The 16,664-nt window shown below is 38.1% G+C and carries 16 protein-coding genes; 6 read left to right on the plus strand and 10 right to left on the minus strand.

The window, feature by feature from the left end:
* Window positions 1–62: 62 nt before the first annotated feature.
* Window positions 63–1,664, plus strand: coding sequence for a GMC family oxidoreductase (locus PNIG_RS18075; RefSeq protein ID WP_089369177.1), 1,602 nt, complete (start codon window positions 63–65; stop codon window positions 1,662–1,664).
* Between the two features lie 8 nt (window positions 1,665–1,672).
* On the opposite strand, the gene PNIG_RS18080 is transcribed toward PNIG_RS18075, so the two are convergent.
* The 3 genes from PNIG_RS18080 to PNIG_RS18090 all read right to left on the minus strand — a co-directional run bounded on the left by PNIG_RS18080 (window position 1,673) and on the right by PNIG_RS18090 (window position 3,512).
* On the minus strand, window positions 1,673–2,476 hold the full coding sequence (locus tag PNIG_RS18080) for a class I SAM-dependent methyltransferase (RefSeq protein WP_089369178.1): 804 nt from the start codon (window positions 2,474–2,476) through the stop codon (window positions 1,673–1,675).
* 183 nt (window positions 2,477–2,659) lie between these two features.
* Window positions 2,660–3,064, minus strand: coding sequence for a hypothetical protein (locus tag PNIG_RS18085; RefSeq protein ID WP_011329893.1), 405 nt, complete (start codon window positions 3,062–3,064; stop codon window positions 2,660–2,662).
* Between the two features lie 28 nt (window positions 3,065–3,092).
* Window positions 3,093–3,512 (minus strand): DUF3429 domain-containing protein, encoded by a 420-nt coding sequence (locus PNIG_RS18090; RefSeq protein ID WP_011329894.1) that lies wholly within the window; start codon window positions 3,510–3,512, stop codon window positions 3,093–3,095.
* A gap of 256 nt (window positions 3,513–3,768) precedes the next feature.
* Here PNIG_RS18090 and ahpC point away from each other — a divergent pair, with 256 nt between their 5' ends.
* Window positions 3,769–4,338, plus strand: coding sequence for an alkyl hydroperoxide reductase subunit C (gene ahpC, locus PNIG_RS18095; RefSeq protein ID WP_011329895.1), 570 nt, complete (start codon window positions 3,769–3,771; stop codon window positions 4,336–4,338).
* Between the two features lie 150 nt (window positions 4,339–4,488).
* Window positions 4,489–6,060 (plus strand): alkyl hydroperoxide reductase subunit F, encoded by a 1,572-nt coding sequence (gene ahpF / locus PNIG_RS18100; RefSeq protein WP_089369179.1) that lies wholly within the window; start codon window positions 4,489–4,491, stop codon window positions 6,058–6,060.
* A gap of 184 nt (window positions 6,061–6,244) precedes the next feature.
* Here the strand turns inward: ahpF and PNIG_RS18105 are convergent, their stop codons facing one another.
* The 7 genes from PNIG_RS18105 to PNIG_RS18135 form a co-directional block, all read right to left on the minus strand.
* Window positions 6,245–6,436, minus strand: coding sequence for a DUF3185 family protein (locus PNIG_RS18105; RefSeq protein WP_011329897.1), 192 nt, complete (start codon window positions 6,434–6,436; stop codon window positions 6,245–6,247).
* Between the two features lie 93 nt (window positions 6,437–6,529).
* A complete protein-coding gene (locus tag PNIG_RS18110) occupies window positions 6,530–6,751 on the minus strand; it encodes a hypothetical protein (protein ID WP_011329898.1) in 222 nt (73 codons plus the stop codon).
* 22 nt (window positions 6,752–6,773) lie between these two features.
* Window positions 6,774–7,544 (minus strand): undecaprenyl-diphosphate phosphatase, encoded by a 771-nt coding sequence (locus PNIG_RS18115; protein WP_011329899.1) that lies wholly within the window; start codon window positions 7,542–7,544, stop codon window positions 6,774–6,776.
* Window positions 7,545–7,742: 198 nt separating this feature from the next.
* Complete coding sequence (locus PNIG_RS18120) at window positions 7,743–8,576, minus strand: patatin-like phospholipase family protein (protein ID WP_089369180.1); 834 nt, start codon at window positions 8,574–8,576, stop codon at window positions 7,743–7,745.
* Window positions 8,577–8,747: 171 nt separating this feature from the next.
* Window positions 8,748–9,200, minus strand: coding sequence for an NfeD family protein (locus PNIG_RS18125; protein WP_011329901.1), 453 nt, complete (start codon window positions 9,198–9,200; stop codon window positions 8,748–8,750).
* 21 nt (window positions 9,201–9,221) lie between these two features.
* Window positions 9,222–10,175, minus strand: coding sequence for an SPFH domain-containing protein (locus PNIG_RS18130; RefSeq protein ID WP_011329902.1), 954 nt, complete (start codon window positions 10,173–10,175; stop codon window positions 9,222–9,224).
* A 390-nt stretch (window positions 10,176–10,565) separates the two neighbouring features.
* Entirely contained in the window at window positions 10,566–12,005 is a 1,440-nt protein-coding gene (locus PNIG_RS18135) for a sensor domain-containing diguanylate cyclase (protein WP_089369181.1), read from the minus strand.
* Window positions 12,006–12,224: 219 nt separating this feature from the next.
* Between PNIG_RS18135 and PNIG_RS18140 the strand changes: the two genes are divergently transcribed.
* The 3 genes from PNIG_RS18140 (at window position 12,225) to PNIG_RS18150 (ending at window position 16,650) form a co-directional block, all read left to right on the plus strand.
* Window positions 12,225–13,115, plus strand: coding sequence for a cation diffusion facilitator family transporter (locus PNIG_RS18140; protein WP_011329904.1), 891 nt, complete (start codon window positions 12,225–12,227; stop codon window positions 13,113–13,115).
* A gap of 99 nt (window positions 13,116–13,214) precedes the next feature.
* On the plus strand, window positions 13,215–15,998 hold the full coding sequence (locus PNIG_RS18145) for a response regulator (protein WP_089369182.1): 2,784 nt from the start codon (window positions 13,215–13,217) through the stop codon (window positions 15,996–15,998).
* A gap of 97 nt (window positions 15,999–16,095) precedes the next feature.
* On the plus strand, window positions 16,096–16,650 hold the full coding sequence (locus PNIG_RS18150) for an isochorismatase family protein (protein WP_011329906.1): 555 nt from the start codon (window positions 16,096–16,098) through the stop codon (window positions 16,648–16,650).
* Window positions 16,651–16,664 lie beyond the last annotated feature (14 nt).

Raw genomic sequence — 16,664 nt, forward strand, 5'->3', positions numbered from 1 at the left:
ATGTTTTTATCTATGCAATATTATGGTTATGGGCAATTTGTGAAAATTATAAAAGGCATGCTATGAATACAACATTTGACTACATTGTAGTAGGCGCGGGCAGTGCAGGGTGTGTTATTGCCTCGCGGCTATCAGAAAATGCCAATGTAAGTGTGTGCTTAATTGAAGCAGGCTCTAGCGATAATACTGCTTTTGTACAAATGCCTGCAGGGGTTGCTGCAAGTGTGCCTTATGGTATTAATAGCTGGCATTACAATACAGTAGCGCAAAAAGAGCTGAATAATCGCTGTGGTTTTATGCCACGAGGTAAGGTATTGGGTGGCTCAAGCTCTATTAATGCCATGGTGTATATTAGAGGCAATAAATACGATTACGATCAGTGGGCGGCCAATGGCAATAGTGGCTGGGATTATGACAGTTTATTACCCTACTTTATAAAAGCCGAAAACAATAAAACATTTACCAATAGTGAGTTACATGGCACACAAGGGCCACTTCACGTACAAGAATTGAATGAGCCAAGCCCAGTAAATCAATGTTTTTTAAATGCCTGCGTTGAGCAAGGGGTGAGTTTAAATAACGATATAAATGCAACCGAGCAGCAAGGTGCTAGGCTTTCACAGGTTACGCAACATAATGGAGAGCGTTGCAGCGCAGCTAAAGCGTACTTAACTCCTCATTTAAAACGTGCAAACTTAACCGTATTAACCAATAGCCATGTAAATAAAGTAATAATAAACAATAATATGGCGCAAGGTGTACAAATTGAACGTAATAAACAGGTGGTTAATTTATACGCCAATAACGAAGTGATCCTCAGTGCCGGGGCAATTAATTCGCCGCAACTATTAATGCTTTCAGGAGTTGGCCCCAGCAACCATTTACACGCACATAATATTAAGGTGATAGTACCATTAGAAGGGGTGGGGGCTAACTTACACGACCACCTTACAGTGGTGCCTTTGTATAGAGCAAAAACCAGTAAAGGCACGTTTGGCTTGAGTATCCTAGGGGCTGCTAGGGTGTTAAAAGGCTGTATAGATTGGTTTAGTAAGCGCCAAGGGTGCTTAACTACTAACTTTGCAGAGTCGCATGCATTTATTAAGTTATTTGATGACTCCCCTGCGCCAGACGTACAGCTAGAGTTTGTGCTGGGTTTAGTGGATGATCACAGCCGAAAATTACACACCGGCCATGGTTACAGTATTCATAGTAGTATTATGCGCCCTAAAAGCCGCGGTGCTGTTAAGTTAGCCGATAGTGATCCGCGCAGCGCGCCGCTAATCGATCCTAATTATTTAAGCCATCCCGACGATATAAAAGTGATGTTACAGGGCCTTAAAAAAACACTACAAATAATGCAAAGCAGTGCATTTGATGCCATTCGTGGTGACATGGTTTACCCGCTTGATATAAATAACGATGAGCAATTGATTGAATTTATTCGTCAAACGGCCGATACCGAATACCATCCAGTAGGCACCTGTAAAATGGGTAATGATCCACTTGCAGTGGTTGACAATGAGCTGCGAGTTTACGCTATACAAGGGCTACGTGTAGTAGACGCCTCAATTATGCCCAGCATAATAACCGGTAACACCAATGCTGCGGTTATTGCTATTGCTGAAAAAGCGGCCGATTTAATTAAGCAGGCTAATCCTTAAATTAAGCGTTAAGCATAAAAGGCATTAAGCCATTGTTGCCAGTCGTGTTCTAGGCGCAGCATTTGCTGATGCTTTTTGGCATTTAAGTGTTTGTTTTCGTCCTCGGTTGCCATATAAGGGCCAACACGACAAAGTGGGCAGTGATTTGGGGTTAAATAATGCGGCAAAGTAAGATGACAGCTTAACTCGCTATGCTGTTTTGGGCTAAATACATAGGTAATACCGCTGGTGTCTTTTACGTGTTTATCACGGTCAACATTGCGAATTTTATAACCAGCAAAGCGGCTAATATCAAACGGCATTTGCCCTAAATACTCAGCGTTTAAATGTGCATTTAAACTGCCTTCTATATTCCACTCCCGATAAGGCTTTACGTCTTTTGAAGTGATATAGCACAGCATTGGGCCATTGGGGTTAAGTGCATACTCGTTAGCGTATTTTATAAATTGGTGCAGTAAAGCACGATTAAATACGTTCATACTGGTTTGTTGAGTATTGTTTTCAAACGCTTCGCGGCCCACAAAGGCAGGAACAAGCGGAAATTGAAAAATAACCACATCAAAGCTATGTAAGTTAACGTTTAGGTTTTGCCAGCAATGGGGTTTTGTAACATCAAAGCTATTAAGTACGGTTACTTTATTGGCTTTTAAAGTGCTTAGTGCATTGTCTTGGTATTTATACTCAATAGTTGCTGCGTCATCAAACGTAGAGGCAACCAACAAACTCGGCTTTAGGTGTTGATGCAGCGCGTTAGAAAACGATAAATCGCCATCGCCCACAGTGAGTATTTTCCATTTGGGATTTAGGTACATAAGTTATTTAATCTGGACTCTGGTTAAGAGATTTACTAACGTATTGAATCATATTTATATTTAATTTTATTTTCTCTAGCCAGAGGTTTTCAGTGAAAACAAGGCGAATTTACGCGTCAATAGCTGGCCTATTGCAAGAAAATTCAACGCAGTTAGCGCTGAAAATAGCTGCTTGAGATCAGGTTATTTAGTATTTTTATCGCTATTTGCAATGATAACGTCGGCGTTATTATTTAGCGCTTGTTGCTCATATAAACGCAGCATGGCTAAACGTGTTTTTAACCCTTCAATGGCCACTTGCTTAAGTATAAGGTTAAAGGTAATTAAAATTGCGAACATAATATGAATAGGGCCATGGGTAAAGCCAGCGTCTATGTCGTAAATAGATAAGCCAAACAAAACAAATAATACCACCATAAGTATTTCAATGAGTTGATTAGAATAAAAGCTCAGACGGCCTTCACTTTTATGATCTTTTTTTATACTAATGGCACAAAAAAATGGAATAACTTTAATTTTAAATACCGCTTTTTTTTCTACGTAGTTTTCGCCAAGCGTATTAAGTTGCTGGCGCAATTGGTCAATCATGGTGTGCCCTTAAGCGCAATAGTTTAAATTAGTTAGGGTAAATGCTCATACCAATAGTAAATATATGGCATACAAACACCACAGAGGTAAGTACAAAACGCATTTTTTGATAATCTTTATGGTAGCTTTGCCATTGCGGTGAGGCTTTTTCAAAAATAAGCACCAACCAAAAGCTTACCGCTAACCATGCAAGCGCCCATTCAACTGGTAAAAATGATAAAAACGGTACAGGTATAACTACAATAACTGCTTTTATAGCATTACTGTAACTTTGCTCACCAGCGCGCCATAAGTTACCCGCCATAAAGGCTAAAATAGCAATGCTGTAAAAAGTAAAAAACTCTAAGTTTACACTGTTACTGCCAAACATTAGTGGCCAACCAACACAGCCTAAAAATGGGAGTAAGCCCAAGTAGCCTAGTTGTATGTGGTTAATAAATTTTTCCATAACAGCACGCCTCGTTTATATGGTGAGTATTTAGCGCGGCTATTGTAACAGTATTACTAATAGCTACCTTAAAAAATTGCGTATAAAAGTAATTTGCCAAGCCACCATCTTAAAAACTGATTGAATCAATCTAAACAATCAATTTTATTTAAATCTTCATTAGCCTTATAGTATTAATCAAGCCAACGCAGAAGGTCGTTTAAAACGATAGCGTTGATTACTTTTTAAATACATTAAACATAAATGAGGAAATACCATGAGCACTTCATTAATCAACACAAAATTACAACCATTCAATGCAACCGCTTACCACAACGGCGACTTTGTAGAATTATCTGAAAAAGACGTACTTGGTAAATGGTCTATTTTCTTCTTTTACCCAGCTGATTTCACTTTTGTATGTCCAACTGAACTTGGCGACATGGCAGATTATTACGCACAATTACAAGAAATGGGCGTAGAAGTTTATTCAGTATCTACCGATACTCATTTTACTCACAAAGCATGGCACGACACGTCAGACACAATAGGTAAAATTACTTACCCTATGATTGGCGACCCAACAGGGCGTATTACACGTAGCTTTGGCGTAATGATCGAAGAAGAAGGCTTAGCACTTCGCGGAACATTTGTAATGAACCCAGAAGGCGAAATTAAAATTATCGAAACTCACGATTTAGGTATTGGCCGTAGCGCTAAAGAACTTGTTCGTAAAGTACAAGCTGCACAATACATTGCAACGCACGACGGTGAAGTTTGCCCTGCATCTTGGCAGCCAGGTGAAGACACACTTGCACCTTCACTAGACCTAGTTGGTAAAATCTAAGTACTCGATTTACCAAGTAAGGGCAGGTAACTGCCCTTAAATCAACGAACATCCGTTTGTTGGTGCCTCCTATATCAATATACTTGTTTAAGCACATGCATTATTTGGCATGGGAGGCTTGCTGTTTAAATTTTCTAAAAGGGTTAAGCCATGTTAGATAACAACATAAAAAATCAATTAAAAAGCCATTTTGAATCGCTTACTCAACCTGTTGAGCTGCTTATCGCCTTGGACGACAGCAAAAAATCAACAGAAGTAGCAAGCTTAGCAAATGATTTAGCCTCACTAAGCGATAAATTTACGGTAATAAACAACCCAGACACAAGCGCGCGTCGTCCGTCAATGGTTGTACATTCACCTATTAAAAACACCCATATTACGTTTGCGGGTGTACCTATGGGCCACGAATTCACTAGTTTAGTGTTAGCGCTATTGCACACTGGCGGACATGCCAGTAAAGCAAAAGCCGAGGACATTGAACAAATAAAGTCGCTCGACCAAGCGCTTAATTTTGAAGTGTATATAAGCTTAAGTTGTCAAACCTGCCCACAAGTAGTGCAGGCTTTAAATACAATGGCAGCAACGAATAATAAAATTAAAGCCACCATGATAGATGGCGCGTTATTTCAAGGCGAAGTAGAAGAGCGCAACATTTTAGCTGTACCGGCTGTTTATTTAAATGGCGAACCATTTAGCCAAGGTGCACTAAGCCTAACCGACATACTCAATAAAGTAGATAGCAAAGGTGCAATGCGCCAAGCTGAGTCGTTAAGTAAAAAAGAAAAGTTTGACGTGTTAGTTATTGGTGGTGGGCCTGCGGGTGCATCGGCTGCTATTTACTCAGCACGAAAAGGGTTAAACACCGGTATTGTTGCAGATAGGTTTGGCGGACAAGTAGCCGATACTTTAGCAATCGAAAACTTTATTTCGATTAAAGCCACCGAAGGGCCAAAACTGGTAGCGCAACTAGAAGAGCACGTAAAAGAATACGATGTAGATGTAATGCATAATCAACGCGCAGCTAGGCTTAGTCGCAATAATAATGGTTACGAAATTACTCTAGAAAACGGCGCGGTACTGAGTGCTAAGTCGCTGGTACTGGCAACAGGTGCACGCTGGCGCGAAATGAACGTGACTGGCGAGCAACAATATCGTGGCCACGGTGTGGCATATTGCCCACATTGCGATGGGCCCTTATTTAAAGGCAAACCAGTTGCGGTAATTGGTGGCGGTAATTCAGGTATAGAAGCCGCGATTGATTTAGCCAATATTGTAGAGCATGTAACGGTACTTGAATTTGCCGATACATTACGTGCCGACGAAGTACTTATTCGCAAAGCTAGCAGTATGGCTAATATTACTATTATTAAAAGTGCACAAACAACCGAAGTACTCGGCGATGGCAAAAAAGTAACCGGTTTAACTTACACCGACCGCGTAAGTGGCGACAGTAAGCAACTCACTCTTGCGGGCATATTTGTACAAATTGGTTTAATACCAAATACAGAATGGCTAAAAGACAGCGAGCTTGAACTGAGCAAATTTGGTGAGATTTTAATTGATGCCAAAGGCGCAACATCACTCCCAGGCGTTTATGGTGCGGGGGATGCAACCAATACGCCATTTAAGCAAATAATAATTGCTATGGGCAGTGGTGCAACAGCCAGTTTAGGTGCGTTTGATTACTTAATTCGCCACAGCGATGAAACAGAGCAAGCTTAATTTAGTTAATCTGCATCAGGTTAGTTAAAAAACGTCTCTTGATATAACAGCAAAAATACACCCATAGCTGTTTGTTCACCCAAGCCGCCCTTCTCCAAAGGCGGCTTTTTTTATATTTAATTTAGGGGTTAAATAAACACTGATTATTTTTGTTTTTTAACATGCAGCGTTTATAAGCTGTATGTTACTTAACCCTGGTAATGCCGACTATTATACACACAGCTCCACCGATCATACCGGCCCATGCTTCTATTGGCGTGTCGCCACTTAGCGCGCGGCTAACTTGTGAGCCAGCTGCTTCATAAACATCATACCCCCAAATAGCCAACGCAACGCCAATAATAATAAGCACAATACCAATCACTTTGTTATTCATAATAGATCCTTACTTTTTAGAGTGTTAGTTAAAAATACTTAGTAAATATACTAGTTAAATAATAGTAAATAAGCTAACGCAATTTATGATTATTTAATAGGTTGAATTTGGTGTGTACTCTGGATTTATATCGCCGCCTACTTCCTCAGGATCTACATCGTTTATGAGAAGTGTTTCGCGCACGGCTTCAATATGATCAAGTACGGTTTGATAACGCTCGCCGTACTCGTATTTAGTCACCTCGATTGCTTTAGGCATGTAGGTAAATGCTATTTTAAGTGCGTGGAGTGCTTCTTGATTTATTTTTTCGTTCATTATTTTCTCTCTTAAATATGTTTTAAACGTAAGCTATGGTTAATAAAATAACACCAAATACAATGCGGTAAATACCAAAACTTACAAAAGTAAAGTTTTCTAAAAAGCGGATAAATAATTTAATTGTAAAATAGGCCACTATAAAAGAGGTAACAAAGCCTACAGCAAGGGCGGTTAAATCGTCAAAAGTAAATAAGTCATAATGCTTTAGCAAATCATACCCAGACGCTGCAGCAAGTACAGGTAAACCAAGTAAAAATGAAAATTCAGCACTGGCTTTGCGGTTTAAGCCACACAACATAGCACCTACAATAGAGCTACCCGCACGGCTTGTACCAGGAATAAGTGCAAATACTTGGGCTATACCAATCCATATTGCTTGCTTATAAGTCACTTGAGTAACATCGGTAGTGGTGCAGTTTTGTTCTTTATAATTGCGCTCTAGCAGTAAAAAAATCACCCCACCAACAATAAACATTACTCCCACAACAGGTACGTTAAATAGTGCTTTTATTACGTCACTAAAAATGAAAGCAATAATGCCTAACGGAATAAATGCGATGGCTACTTTTATCCATAAGTTAAGATGTTTTGGAGTGAACTTATCTTTATAGTTGGCTAGTACCGCTAAAATGGCGGCTAATTGAATAATTACGCCGAATGCTTGATTAGTAGCCGTTGCTTCTATACCCAACCATTGCGCTGCTACAATAATATGCCCGGTTGACGAAATAGGTAAAAACTCAGTAATACCTTCAATAATACCTAAAATAATTGCGTTAAAAATGTCCACGTTCAATGTGTTCCTAAATACTTAATAAAAAATACAATGGGAGTTGCTAATGCTCATAATATTTCATGAGAAACAATACATAACTCACTTATCAAAATTCCGCCATAGGATAAGGGCTTATTAACAATATCTAAAGTGTTTTAATGTTTATTTAAAATAAAGGGCAGTAATTTTAAATAATACAAAGTTAGTTTTGAATTAAGCTAAAAATGCTTTTGCGGCGTCTACACCCATTTGGTAGCCAGTGTTAAGGGTTGCAAGCTTTTTAGTGGTACGGCCCACTTTAAAATTAACTGGTGGCGCTATAATATTTACCCGGCAATCAGCGGGTGGGTTATTAATAAAATCAATACTGTGGTTATAAACATCGGCTCTGGTGAGGGTTGTGTTAATAAGTGCCGGGTAGTTTTTATATATTTGTTTAGTTAACCATGGTGCTTTACTTGGCCTTTTACGATAACCCAAAGGCTGAGATAAAATAACGGTTATTTCACGTGCACCCATTTCATACGCTTTTATAACGGGAATAGAGTCGGCTACGCCGCCATCGGTCATGGCTATATTATTAATTATTGGATAGTCGCGATACGCAATAGGAATAGCACAAGACGCTTTTAATTGCTCGACCATATCGGTGCTGGTGGCTTTTAAGTAATGGGCTTTACCCGATTCGATAGCCGTAGTAACAATATAAAAGTCTGCCGGGTTTTGCGCAAACACTTCGGTGTTTAGCCGTATTTCACGAATGGTTTCTTGCCATAGCCAGTCTAAATCAAATAAATGGCCACCCTTTATAAAGCGCGCAAGATTAATAAACTCAGGACGACATGAATAGTCGGTGATCACTTTGTAATTGCGTATTGGTTGCTTGCATAAATAGGCGGCTACATTTGTAGCCCCTGCAGATACGCCAAAATAACGTGCAAATGGTTGATAGTTTTGTTTTAAAAACTCATCAAGTACACCGGCTGCAAAAATACCGCGCATTGCACCCCCTTCAACAACCAAAGTGTGTTTATGTTGATTTGTCATAACGATATATTCCTTACATCATTTTTTAATGCTATCAACTTAGTTAGCAAAGTGCGAGGGAGGAGGTAGGCGATTATTTATTATAAATACTCAACAAAATAAACGGGCAGTGTTTAATTGCCCGTTTATTGTTATTTTAACTGTTTAGAAAAATATAATTGCTGTAGGTTTTTAAATGCTTTGAACCCACATTACACCAACTTCTTTTTTAGTTACTTTAACTTGCGTACCGGCGCTAATGGGCTGTTTGCTTTTAAGTTGCCAGCTAATGCCAGAATACTGATGAGTACTTAACCCTTCAATAGTCACATCTTGGTTAAGTACAAAAGTCAGCTCTGCAAAGTCGCTATTAACTGGTTTACGCTCAACATTATTTTGCATCCGCTTTAGGGGCTTCCAAAGCAATATAGAAATTGCAGCTGTTATTAGAGTATTACTCCAAAGCGCAGTGGTCATAGAGTCGGCTAATATTCCCATACTCATGAGCAGCCCGGTTATAAATAACGATAAGCCAAAAAATAACAATATAAAGGTAGAGAGCCCCAATACGGCTACTTCTATGATCAGCGCAAGAACCCCAAGTACCATTAAGGTTTGTGGTAAATTTTGGGTAATAAATTCCATACCGACTCCTTTATTTAGTTATTAGCCTTGATGCTTTTTATTTAAGCTATTAATAATGGCCATACCTTGTGCAACCATTGAGCTTGCATCGGTGGCATTATCAGGAAGCAATACAATTGATGACTCTCTGGCAATGGCTTCTTTTGCAGCTATTGCTTTAGTTGCTAAATCAAGCTGAATTGCTTTTTGACCTTGCTCTGTATCGGCAGCTTCACCCACTTTACGCAGGGCTTCGGCTTGTGCTTCGGCAACTGCAATAATTGCTTTTGCTTCACCTTCTGCGCGTAAAATTTGTTCTGCCTTTTCACCTTCAGCACCTAATACCTGTGCTTGTTTACGCCCTTCGGCCACATTGATATTGGCTTGACGGTCACCTTCAGATTCAAGTATTTGTGCGCGTTTAACTCGCTCTGCTTTCATCTGTGCTTCCATCGCTTCCATTACAGATTGTGGTGGCACAATATCTTTTATTTCGTAACGTAATACTTGAATGCCCCAAGGCTCTGCCGCTTGGTTGATAGAAGTTACAATATTAGTGTTCAGTACGTCACGCTCTTCAAAAGTTTTATCTAATTCCATTTTACCAAGCTCAGAACGCATGGTTGTTTGCGAAAGCTGAGTTACAGCAAATATGTAATCATCAACGCCGTAGGTTGCTTTATATGGGTCAAGCACACGGAAATACAAAACACCATCTACAGTAAGCGAAATATTATCTTTAGTGATTGCCGACTGTGAAGGCACGTCTTGTGCTTGTTCTTTTAAACTGCGATCTGCAGCAATACGATCAATAAATGGGATGATAAAGTTTAGACCTGCTTCTTTAGTTGATTGATACTTACCAAAGCGTTCTATTAACCAAGCGCGGTTTTGTGGTACAAATTTGACACTACTTTTTAGCAGTACTAAAACAAAAATGAGTAAAAATGCTTCAACGGTAAATATTGTATTGAGCACTTGTGCAATCGGGTCCATGTAAATATTCCTTCTAATAATAAAGAGTTAACAAGTTGAATTGTTAGTGTTGTTTATAATTTCAACGTTGCTAGAGTAACATTACTGATGTGGTTTCACTATAAAATAGTCAGGGTCTGTTGATCTTTCAAGGTTAAATTTACAGCAGTGTGTTTGGTATTTAGGCAAGGCAGAGCCTATGTGGTGTGGTTATTCCCCATAAATAGGCGATAACGTAGCATCAATGCCAAACATGCGCTGCCCGAAGGGTTCTGCCTAGGGGCGATTGACTCTTTGTTACTCGGTTTTCACTTAGCCCACTAGGTTACAAACCTCGCGCCGTGATTAAATCGCCCCTAGTTTGAACAAATTTTAATCCGCAAGGGTCAACAGACCCTAGTAAGGTGATATTCAATTACTTTCAAAAAACTGACAAATTTTATTACGGCCCGTTTCTTTAGCTTCATATAAGGCTGCATCAGCATTATTAATAATTGTTTCGGGGCGGGTGTTTTTAGTTGGATATGTACTATAAAAGCCCACGCTAAGTGTGAGTGTTTTTGCAACACTAGAGTCGCTATGTACTATGTTTAGCAGCGCTATTTTTTGTTGTAATAATAATGCAAATTGATGGCACTCTGCTGCGTTAAGCGAAGGCAAAATAATTGCAAATTCCTCCCCACCATAACGCGCAGCTAAATCACCTTCGCGCCTGCAAAGTTTATTTAGTGTTTTAGCAACTTGCTTAAGTGCGTCATCGCCTTTTTGGTGGCCATAATTGTCGTTATAGCGTTTAAAAAAGTCTATATCGCACATAATTAAGCTAAGTGAATGCTTATTACGAGCACAACGTTGTATTTCACTTTTAAGTGTTTCATCAAAACAGCGGCGATTGGCAATATTAGTTAAACCATCGGTATTAACTAATAAACTTAATTTTTGATTAGCAGTAATAAGTTGTTGCTGGGCTAGTTGCAGCTTTTTTTTGTAATCTATATTTTTTAATGCGTTGGCAATTATTTCGCCCACTAATTTTATTCTGATCAGATCAATGTGTGTCCATGCGCGCTTAAAATTAACACAGTCACAGCCTATAAAACCAATAAGCTCTTTATCAAAAAGGAGCCCTATGCATAAAACAGATTGTATTTTTTGTATCTGAAACTCAACTTTTTCAGCGTTTGCTGCTTGAGGTAATTTTAAAACATCGTTTACCTGAAACAAATGCGTAGCGTTCATTACTTCAAAAAAGTAGGGTAGCTCGGTTTTTGGCACATTTTGTAATCTTTGTTTGAAAGCTTCAATGCCTTCATTCACCCATTCGTGGGTGTTAGTAATGGTTTCGTTGTCGGTATTAAATTCAAATAAATAACTACGATCGGCAGCAAATGCAGTGCCAATGGCTTTTAACGCAAAATTAATATGCAAATCTATATCATCATTTTGTATGTCGATTAAGTCTGTTGATATTTCAGAAATAACTCGATCAAAATTATAGAGCTCAATTACATCGCTTTTTAAAGGCTCTAAACACAACATAGAAACAGAATCAGATAATTGGGTAAGGGCGATATTTAACGGTATGCTTTGTTGTTGTTTTTTTAGCTGTATATTAGTGCTAGTTTTTGAATCGAATAATGACTCAATAGCAATATGTTTATTATTATGCACGCTCAGGAGGGTGACAGCATTAAATGCAGTGCTATCTAAATTGTCGCAATGCTTTAAATCAAATAAAATTTGCGCCGCAGTATTAACACAATAAGTATTATTTTTATTGTCGTATAATAAAATAGCTAAACTGAGTTTATTTAAAACCTGCCACAATTTTAGTATTGAGTCATCACTCACTTGTTTCTCCAAGCTAAACATTAAACGTTATTATTTTTATAATATATTGTTATTTTTATACCTTTTTAAATACTTTTAGTACAGAAGTTTCTATTTTCCCAATTTTTTAGTGCGTTTATTAGGTTTACGTATTATAATTGATACTGTATATCATTACGTATTCCCCGTTGAGCTTTTTCGAAGCTTACTTTGTTTTAAGTATAGGTACTTAAGTATTTCATGACCGAAATAACGACACATAAAGCTTCCCGTCGCCGTTTATTAATTGCTTTGGCGATCACCTGCTCTTTTATGGTTATTCAATTAATAGGCGCATATTACGCCAACTCACTAGCAGTATTAGCCGATGCAGGGCACTTGTTTGTTCATAACAGCTCTTTATTTATTGCTTTAATTGCCTCGAGCTTGGCGATTCACTTTGCTAAAACCTATAACGATGGCTATCAGCGTGCTGAGTTAGTAGGAGGCCTTATAAATGGCTTTTTATATTTAGCAATTAGCTTGGTTATATTGTATGAAGGTGGCGAGCGTTTTATGCACCATCATGAAGGCAACGAACTTGAAATAAATAGCTTTTTAATGTCGGCCATTGCCGCGCTTGGTTTTTTGTTTCATGGTGCCGCTGCTTGGGTGTTATATAAAGGCCGTAAAGCGAGTATTAATGTATATGCGGTGTTTTTACACTCGTTTTTTGACATTATATCTACTATTTCTACTTTTATAGCCGGAGTGTTAATTTACCTGACTGGTTGGGATATTATCGATATTTTATCGAGCATGTTAATTGCTTCATTCGTTTTATTCACCGGTATTAAGGTTATTATAAGTTGCGTTAAAGGGCTGTACATAAATAAAGATAAACTCCCTAAAGTAGCTAAAGTTGAGCAAGCAATTACCACAATTCAGCATGTAAAAAATGTGCATAATGTAACTGTAGTACGAAAAGATAAAACGGTAATAGTGGGTGCGCATATAGTGCTAAAAAAACACTGCACCATTGAAAAACACGATAAAGCATGTCGCTTAAAGGTCGAAAACCTGTTGCGTTCAAAATTTAATGTAACAAATAGTGTGTTACAAATTGAAAGTAGTTGCAGTAGTGTTAATTAAACTTGGCAAATTGCAGCATATGGCTTAGTTTAAGCTATATGTAAATAATAGCTGTTGTAGGAACAAATTGAATCAACAGCAATTTATTGGAATCTAATTATGCCTTTACTAGCAAGTAAGCATCACTACTTTAACTTTATTGTGTCGTGTTTATTTGGTATTACCGCTGCTTTTGTAAATACCCTACCAATCTTATTTATTAATAGTTCTGAGTTTTTATTAGGGCAATTTTTTGTTCTTTTAAGCTTATTATTATTTGGCTGGCGCTATTCGTTAGTTGTGTTTACTTTAAGCACCCTAGGCATATTTTATCGTTGGGGGCATGCTTGGCCTTCAATCGTTTTTGGTTTAGAAATACTATGGGTGTACTTTTTTTGTCTGCGCTATTCTAGGCCTTTATTTTTTAGAGGAATGTTGTTTTGGCTTGTAGTAGCAATGCCATTACTGTGGGGGTTTGGGCATTACTTTCTTAATATTAGCTTTTTACCTTTGGTTACTGCGCTTGCTAAATATTGTTTAAATGCCGCCATTTATTTATGCGTAATTGATTTATTTAGTTTCTTTTTTAATCGCCATTCTTGGTCTCGCCATTATGGTTCTTTGTATAAAATCCTTAATTATATTGTAACTTTGCTCGTTATTTTAGTGGTAGTGCTTACTTCAATTGTGCTTATTAATAACCATTACTCTAGGGTTGAATACGAAATAAACGCACAACTAAACGAAAAGTCCCAACAAATAGCGCAAAGCCTAGATTTATATTTAGAAAACCATCGCAAAGCAGTAATACTGACCGCACAAAATATTAGCGTAGGGCATAGCCCACAAAGTGCTATTGAGCTTTTAGGGAAGTTATATCCTGGGTTTATAACTGCTATAAGTACCGATGAACTTGCCAACGTAAATTACTTTTATCCCACAACGTCAAAAACACAGCAGTTAAAAGGTAAGGCTGTTGCTAATGTTGCTGATCGCGATTATTTTTACCAAGCAATTGATTCTCAAAATGGATTTATTTCTGGTATTTTTAAAGGAAGAGGGTTTGGACAGCAATCAATAGTGGCAATATCGGCCCCTGTTTATAATAACCAGCAATTTAAGGGGATAGTAGAAGGCTCATTGTTATTTGAAAACTTTAGTGATTTACAACCTACCTTATTTAAGCGCCAAGCCGACTTAATTATATTAGATAAAAGCAATCAGGTTGTATTTTCAACCTTAAATGACTTTAAGCAGATGCAAACCCTTAGCAAACAAGATGTAGTTGCGCTGCAAAGTCTTAAACAAACAAGCGCATTTACAGCAACAAACGCGCAGCAATATTACTCAAAAGACACTACATCGGCATTAAATCATTGGCGTATTTTCACATTAATGAATAAAAAGTATGCCAATAATGTTGCAGCCCAAGCGTGGGGGCAATCTCTGGTGTTGATCTTATTTATAATTGTACTAACCAGTGTTTTTATTACGCAGCTAAGTAAGTGGTTAGTAACGCCGATAATAAAGTTAACCGAGCAAATAGATAACTTCGAAACCGATGAACAAACAGTAGGGTTAGTTTCGCATACTAATACCTGGTACGAGGTTGAAAAGTTACAACAACAGTTTGCAAGTTTAGCCCTTAAGATGACTAATAACTTTAATAAGTTACGCACCGCAAACAGTAAAAATGAAGCGTTGAATAATCAGCTTAAAAACTTTAATTTAAAGCTTGAGCAACAAGTTAAAGATAAAACAGAAGAGCTAATTAAAGCTGTAGGGGTTGCTAATAAAGCAAATAAAACTAAGTCATTATTTTTGGCCAATATGAGCCACGAAATTCGCACTCCGCTTAATGGTATTTTGGGCATGACTCAGTTGCTAATAAAAAATTCTAAAATTGCTGCCGATGAACAAAATGAGCTGCAAATGATCCAACAAAGTGCCCATAACTTACTGCTTATTTTAAATGAGATACTCGACTTTTCTAAAATAGAAGCTAATGCGTTAAAGTTAGATGTGCAACCAACTGAAATTAAAAAACTAATACGCCAATTAGCCACTGTTTTTGATAACTCGGGATTAAGCGCTAACGTTACATTTAAGCTAACTATTGCTCCAGAATTACCGCCATTTATAGCGTTAGACTCACTACGCTTTTCTCAAGTTATCAACAATATACTCAGTAATGCGGGTAAATTTACTGACACTGGTTTAATTACTATGGATTGCTTTGTAGAGAATGATTGTTTGTTCATTAAAATTACCGATACTGGTATTGGTATTTCTGCGCTGCAACAACAAAATTTATTTATAGAATTTACACAAGCTGATGTTTCCACTACCCGAAAATATGGCGGCACTGGGCTTGGGCTAACAATTAGTAAACGATTAATTGAGCTGATGGGCGGCTCGCTTACCCTGCGCAGTGAAGAAGGGGTAGGAAGCTGTTTTAAAATAAAAATCCCACTCATTCTAAGCCAGGCTCCAGTTAAGGAGATAGCCGACAGTTCTGTTCCTGATTTAGCGGCAAAACGTATTTTAATCGTAGAGGATAATCCAATTAATCAAATAGTAATCACCAAAATGATGATTGCAACGGGATGCGAGATAAAAACGGCAAACGATGGACTTGAAGCGTTACATTGCTTAGAAAGCTACCCCGCAGATTTGATTTTAATGGATTGCCAAATGCCCAATATGGATGGCTACCAATGCACACAAAAAATACGCCAAATGCCAAATGATTGTAAAAACGTATTAATTTTAGCTATTACTGCCAATGCGTTTGCCGAAGATAAAGAAAAATGCTTAAACGCCGGTATGAATGACTTTATAGCCAAACCCATCAATAAAAATGAGTTGTATCAGTGTATTAATAACTTATTTAAGCCTAGTTGAACAATACTAACAGCGAGCAGAGTAGCTTTGTTTTGGTGTTCGTATTAGAGTGAGCTAGTTACAAGCAGTTAACACTAAACAGGACAGTGGAGGAAGTATGAGCAAAATGAGTAATGTGGATGCTTTACGCAGTGTGTTATTAATTATTGATATACAAACGAAACTTGAGCCAGCCATAGCTGACTTTAGCGCTATTTTAAAGTGCTCATTACAGTTATCGCAAGCCAGCTTAGTGCACAAAATACCGACCCTTATTACAGAGCAATATAAAAAAGGTTTGGGCGCAACCAATCAAACCTTACAGGATGCTTTGCCACAAGCAGATTATTTTCATAAAACCCACTTTAGTGCCTGTGCAGAGCCCGGGTTTTTAGCGCAACTCGCTAAGTATACTCGCCCGCAAGTCGTGGTTATTGGTACCGAAGCGCATGTTTGTGTGTTGCAAACATGCTTAGATTTATTGCAGTACGGCTATGAGGTGATCATTGCAGTTGATGCGATAGGTTCACGTAACGACAACCACAAAATAATTGCTACTGAGCAACTACGCCAAGCAGGTGCGATCATTTCCAGTACCGAGAGCATTATTTTTCAATGGACCAAGCAAGCAGCAACACCTAACTTTAAAAAAATATTACCTATTATTAAATAGCCGGCTTTGCTTGT

The sequence above is a fragment of the Pseudoalteromonas nigrifaciens genome (assembly GCF_002221505.1).
Taxonomy (GTDB): domain Bacteria; phylum Pseudomonadota; class Gammaproteobacteria; order Enterobacterales; family Alteromonadaceae; genus Pseudoalteromonas; species Pseudoalteromonas nigrifaciens.

What these genes read in the sequence shown, in the direction of transcription:
- PNIG_RS18075 (WP_089369177.1), top strand. Translation starts at nt 63, where the DNA reads ATGAATACAACATTTGACTACATTGTAGTAGGCGCGGGCAGTGCAGGG.
- PNIG_RS18080 (WP_089369178.1), bottom strand. Translation starts at nt 2,476, where the DNA reads ATGTACCTAAATCCCAAATGGAAAATACTCACTGTGGGCGATGGCGAT.
- PNIG_RS18085 (WP_011329893.1), bottom strand. Translation starts at nt 3,064, where the DNA reads ATGATTGACCAATTGCGCCAGCAACTTAATACGCTTGGCGAAAACTAC.
- PNIG_RS18090 (WP_011329894.1), bottom strand. Translation starts at nt 3,512, where the DNA reads ATGGAAAAATTTATTAACCACATACAACTAGGCTACTTGGGCTTACTC.
- ahpC (WP_011329895.1), top strand. Translation starts at nt 3,769, where the DNA reads ATGAGCACTTCATTAATCAACACAAAATTACAACCATTCAATGCAACC.
- ahpF (WP_089369179.1), top strand. Translation starts at nt 4,489, where the DNA reads ATGTTAGATAACAACATAAAAAATCAATTAAAAAGCCATTTTGAATCG.
- PNIG_RS18105 (WP_011329897.1), bottom strand. Translation starts at nt 6,436, where the DNA reads ATGAATAACAAAGTGATTGGTATTGTGCTTATTATTATTGGCGTTGCG.
- PNIG_RS18110 (WP_011329898.1), bottom strand. Translation starts at nt 6,751, where the DNA reads ATGAACGAAAAAATAAATCAAGAAGCACTCCACGCACTTAAAATAGCA.
- PNIG_RS18120 (WP_089369180.1), bottom strand. Translation starts at nt 8,576, where the DNA reads ATGACAAATCAACATAAACACACTTTGGTTGTTGAAGGGGGTGCAATG.
- PNIG_RS18125 (WP_011329901.1), bottom strand. Translation starts at nt 9,200, where the DNA reads ATGGAATTTATTACCCAAAATTTACCACAAACCTTAATGGTACTTGGG.
- PNIG_RS18130 (WP_011329902.1), bottom strand. Translation starts at nt 10,175, where the DNA reads ATGGACCCGATTGCACAAGTGCTCAATACAATATTTACCGTTGAAGCA.
- PNIG_RS18140 (WP_011329904.1), top strand. Translation starts at nt 12,225, where the DNA reads ATGACCGAAATAACGACACATAAAGCTTCCCGTCGCCGTTTATTAATT.
- PNIG_RS18145 (WP_089369182.1), top strand. Translation starts at nt 13,215, where the DNA reads ATGCCTTTACTAGCAAGTAAGCATCACTACTTTAACTTTATTGTGTCG.
- PNIG_RS18150 (WP_011329906.1), top strand. Translation starts at nt 16,096, where the DNA reads ATGAGCAAAATGAGTAATGTGGATGCTTTACGCAGTGTGTTATTAATT.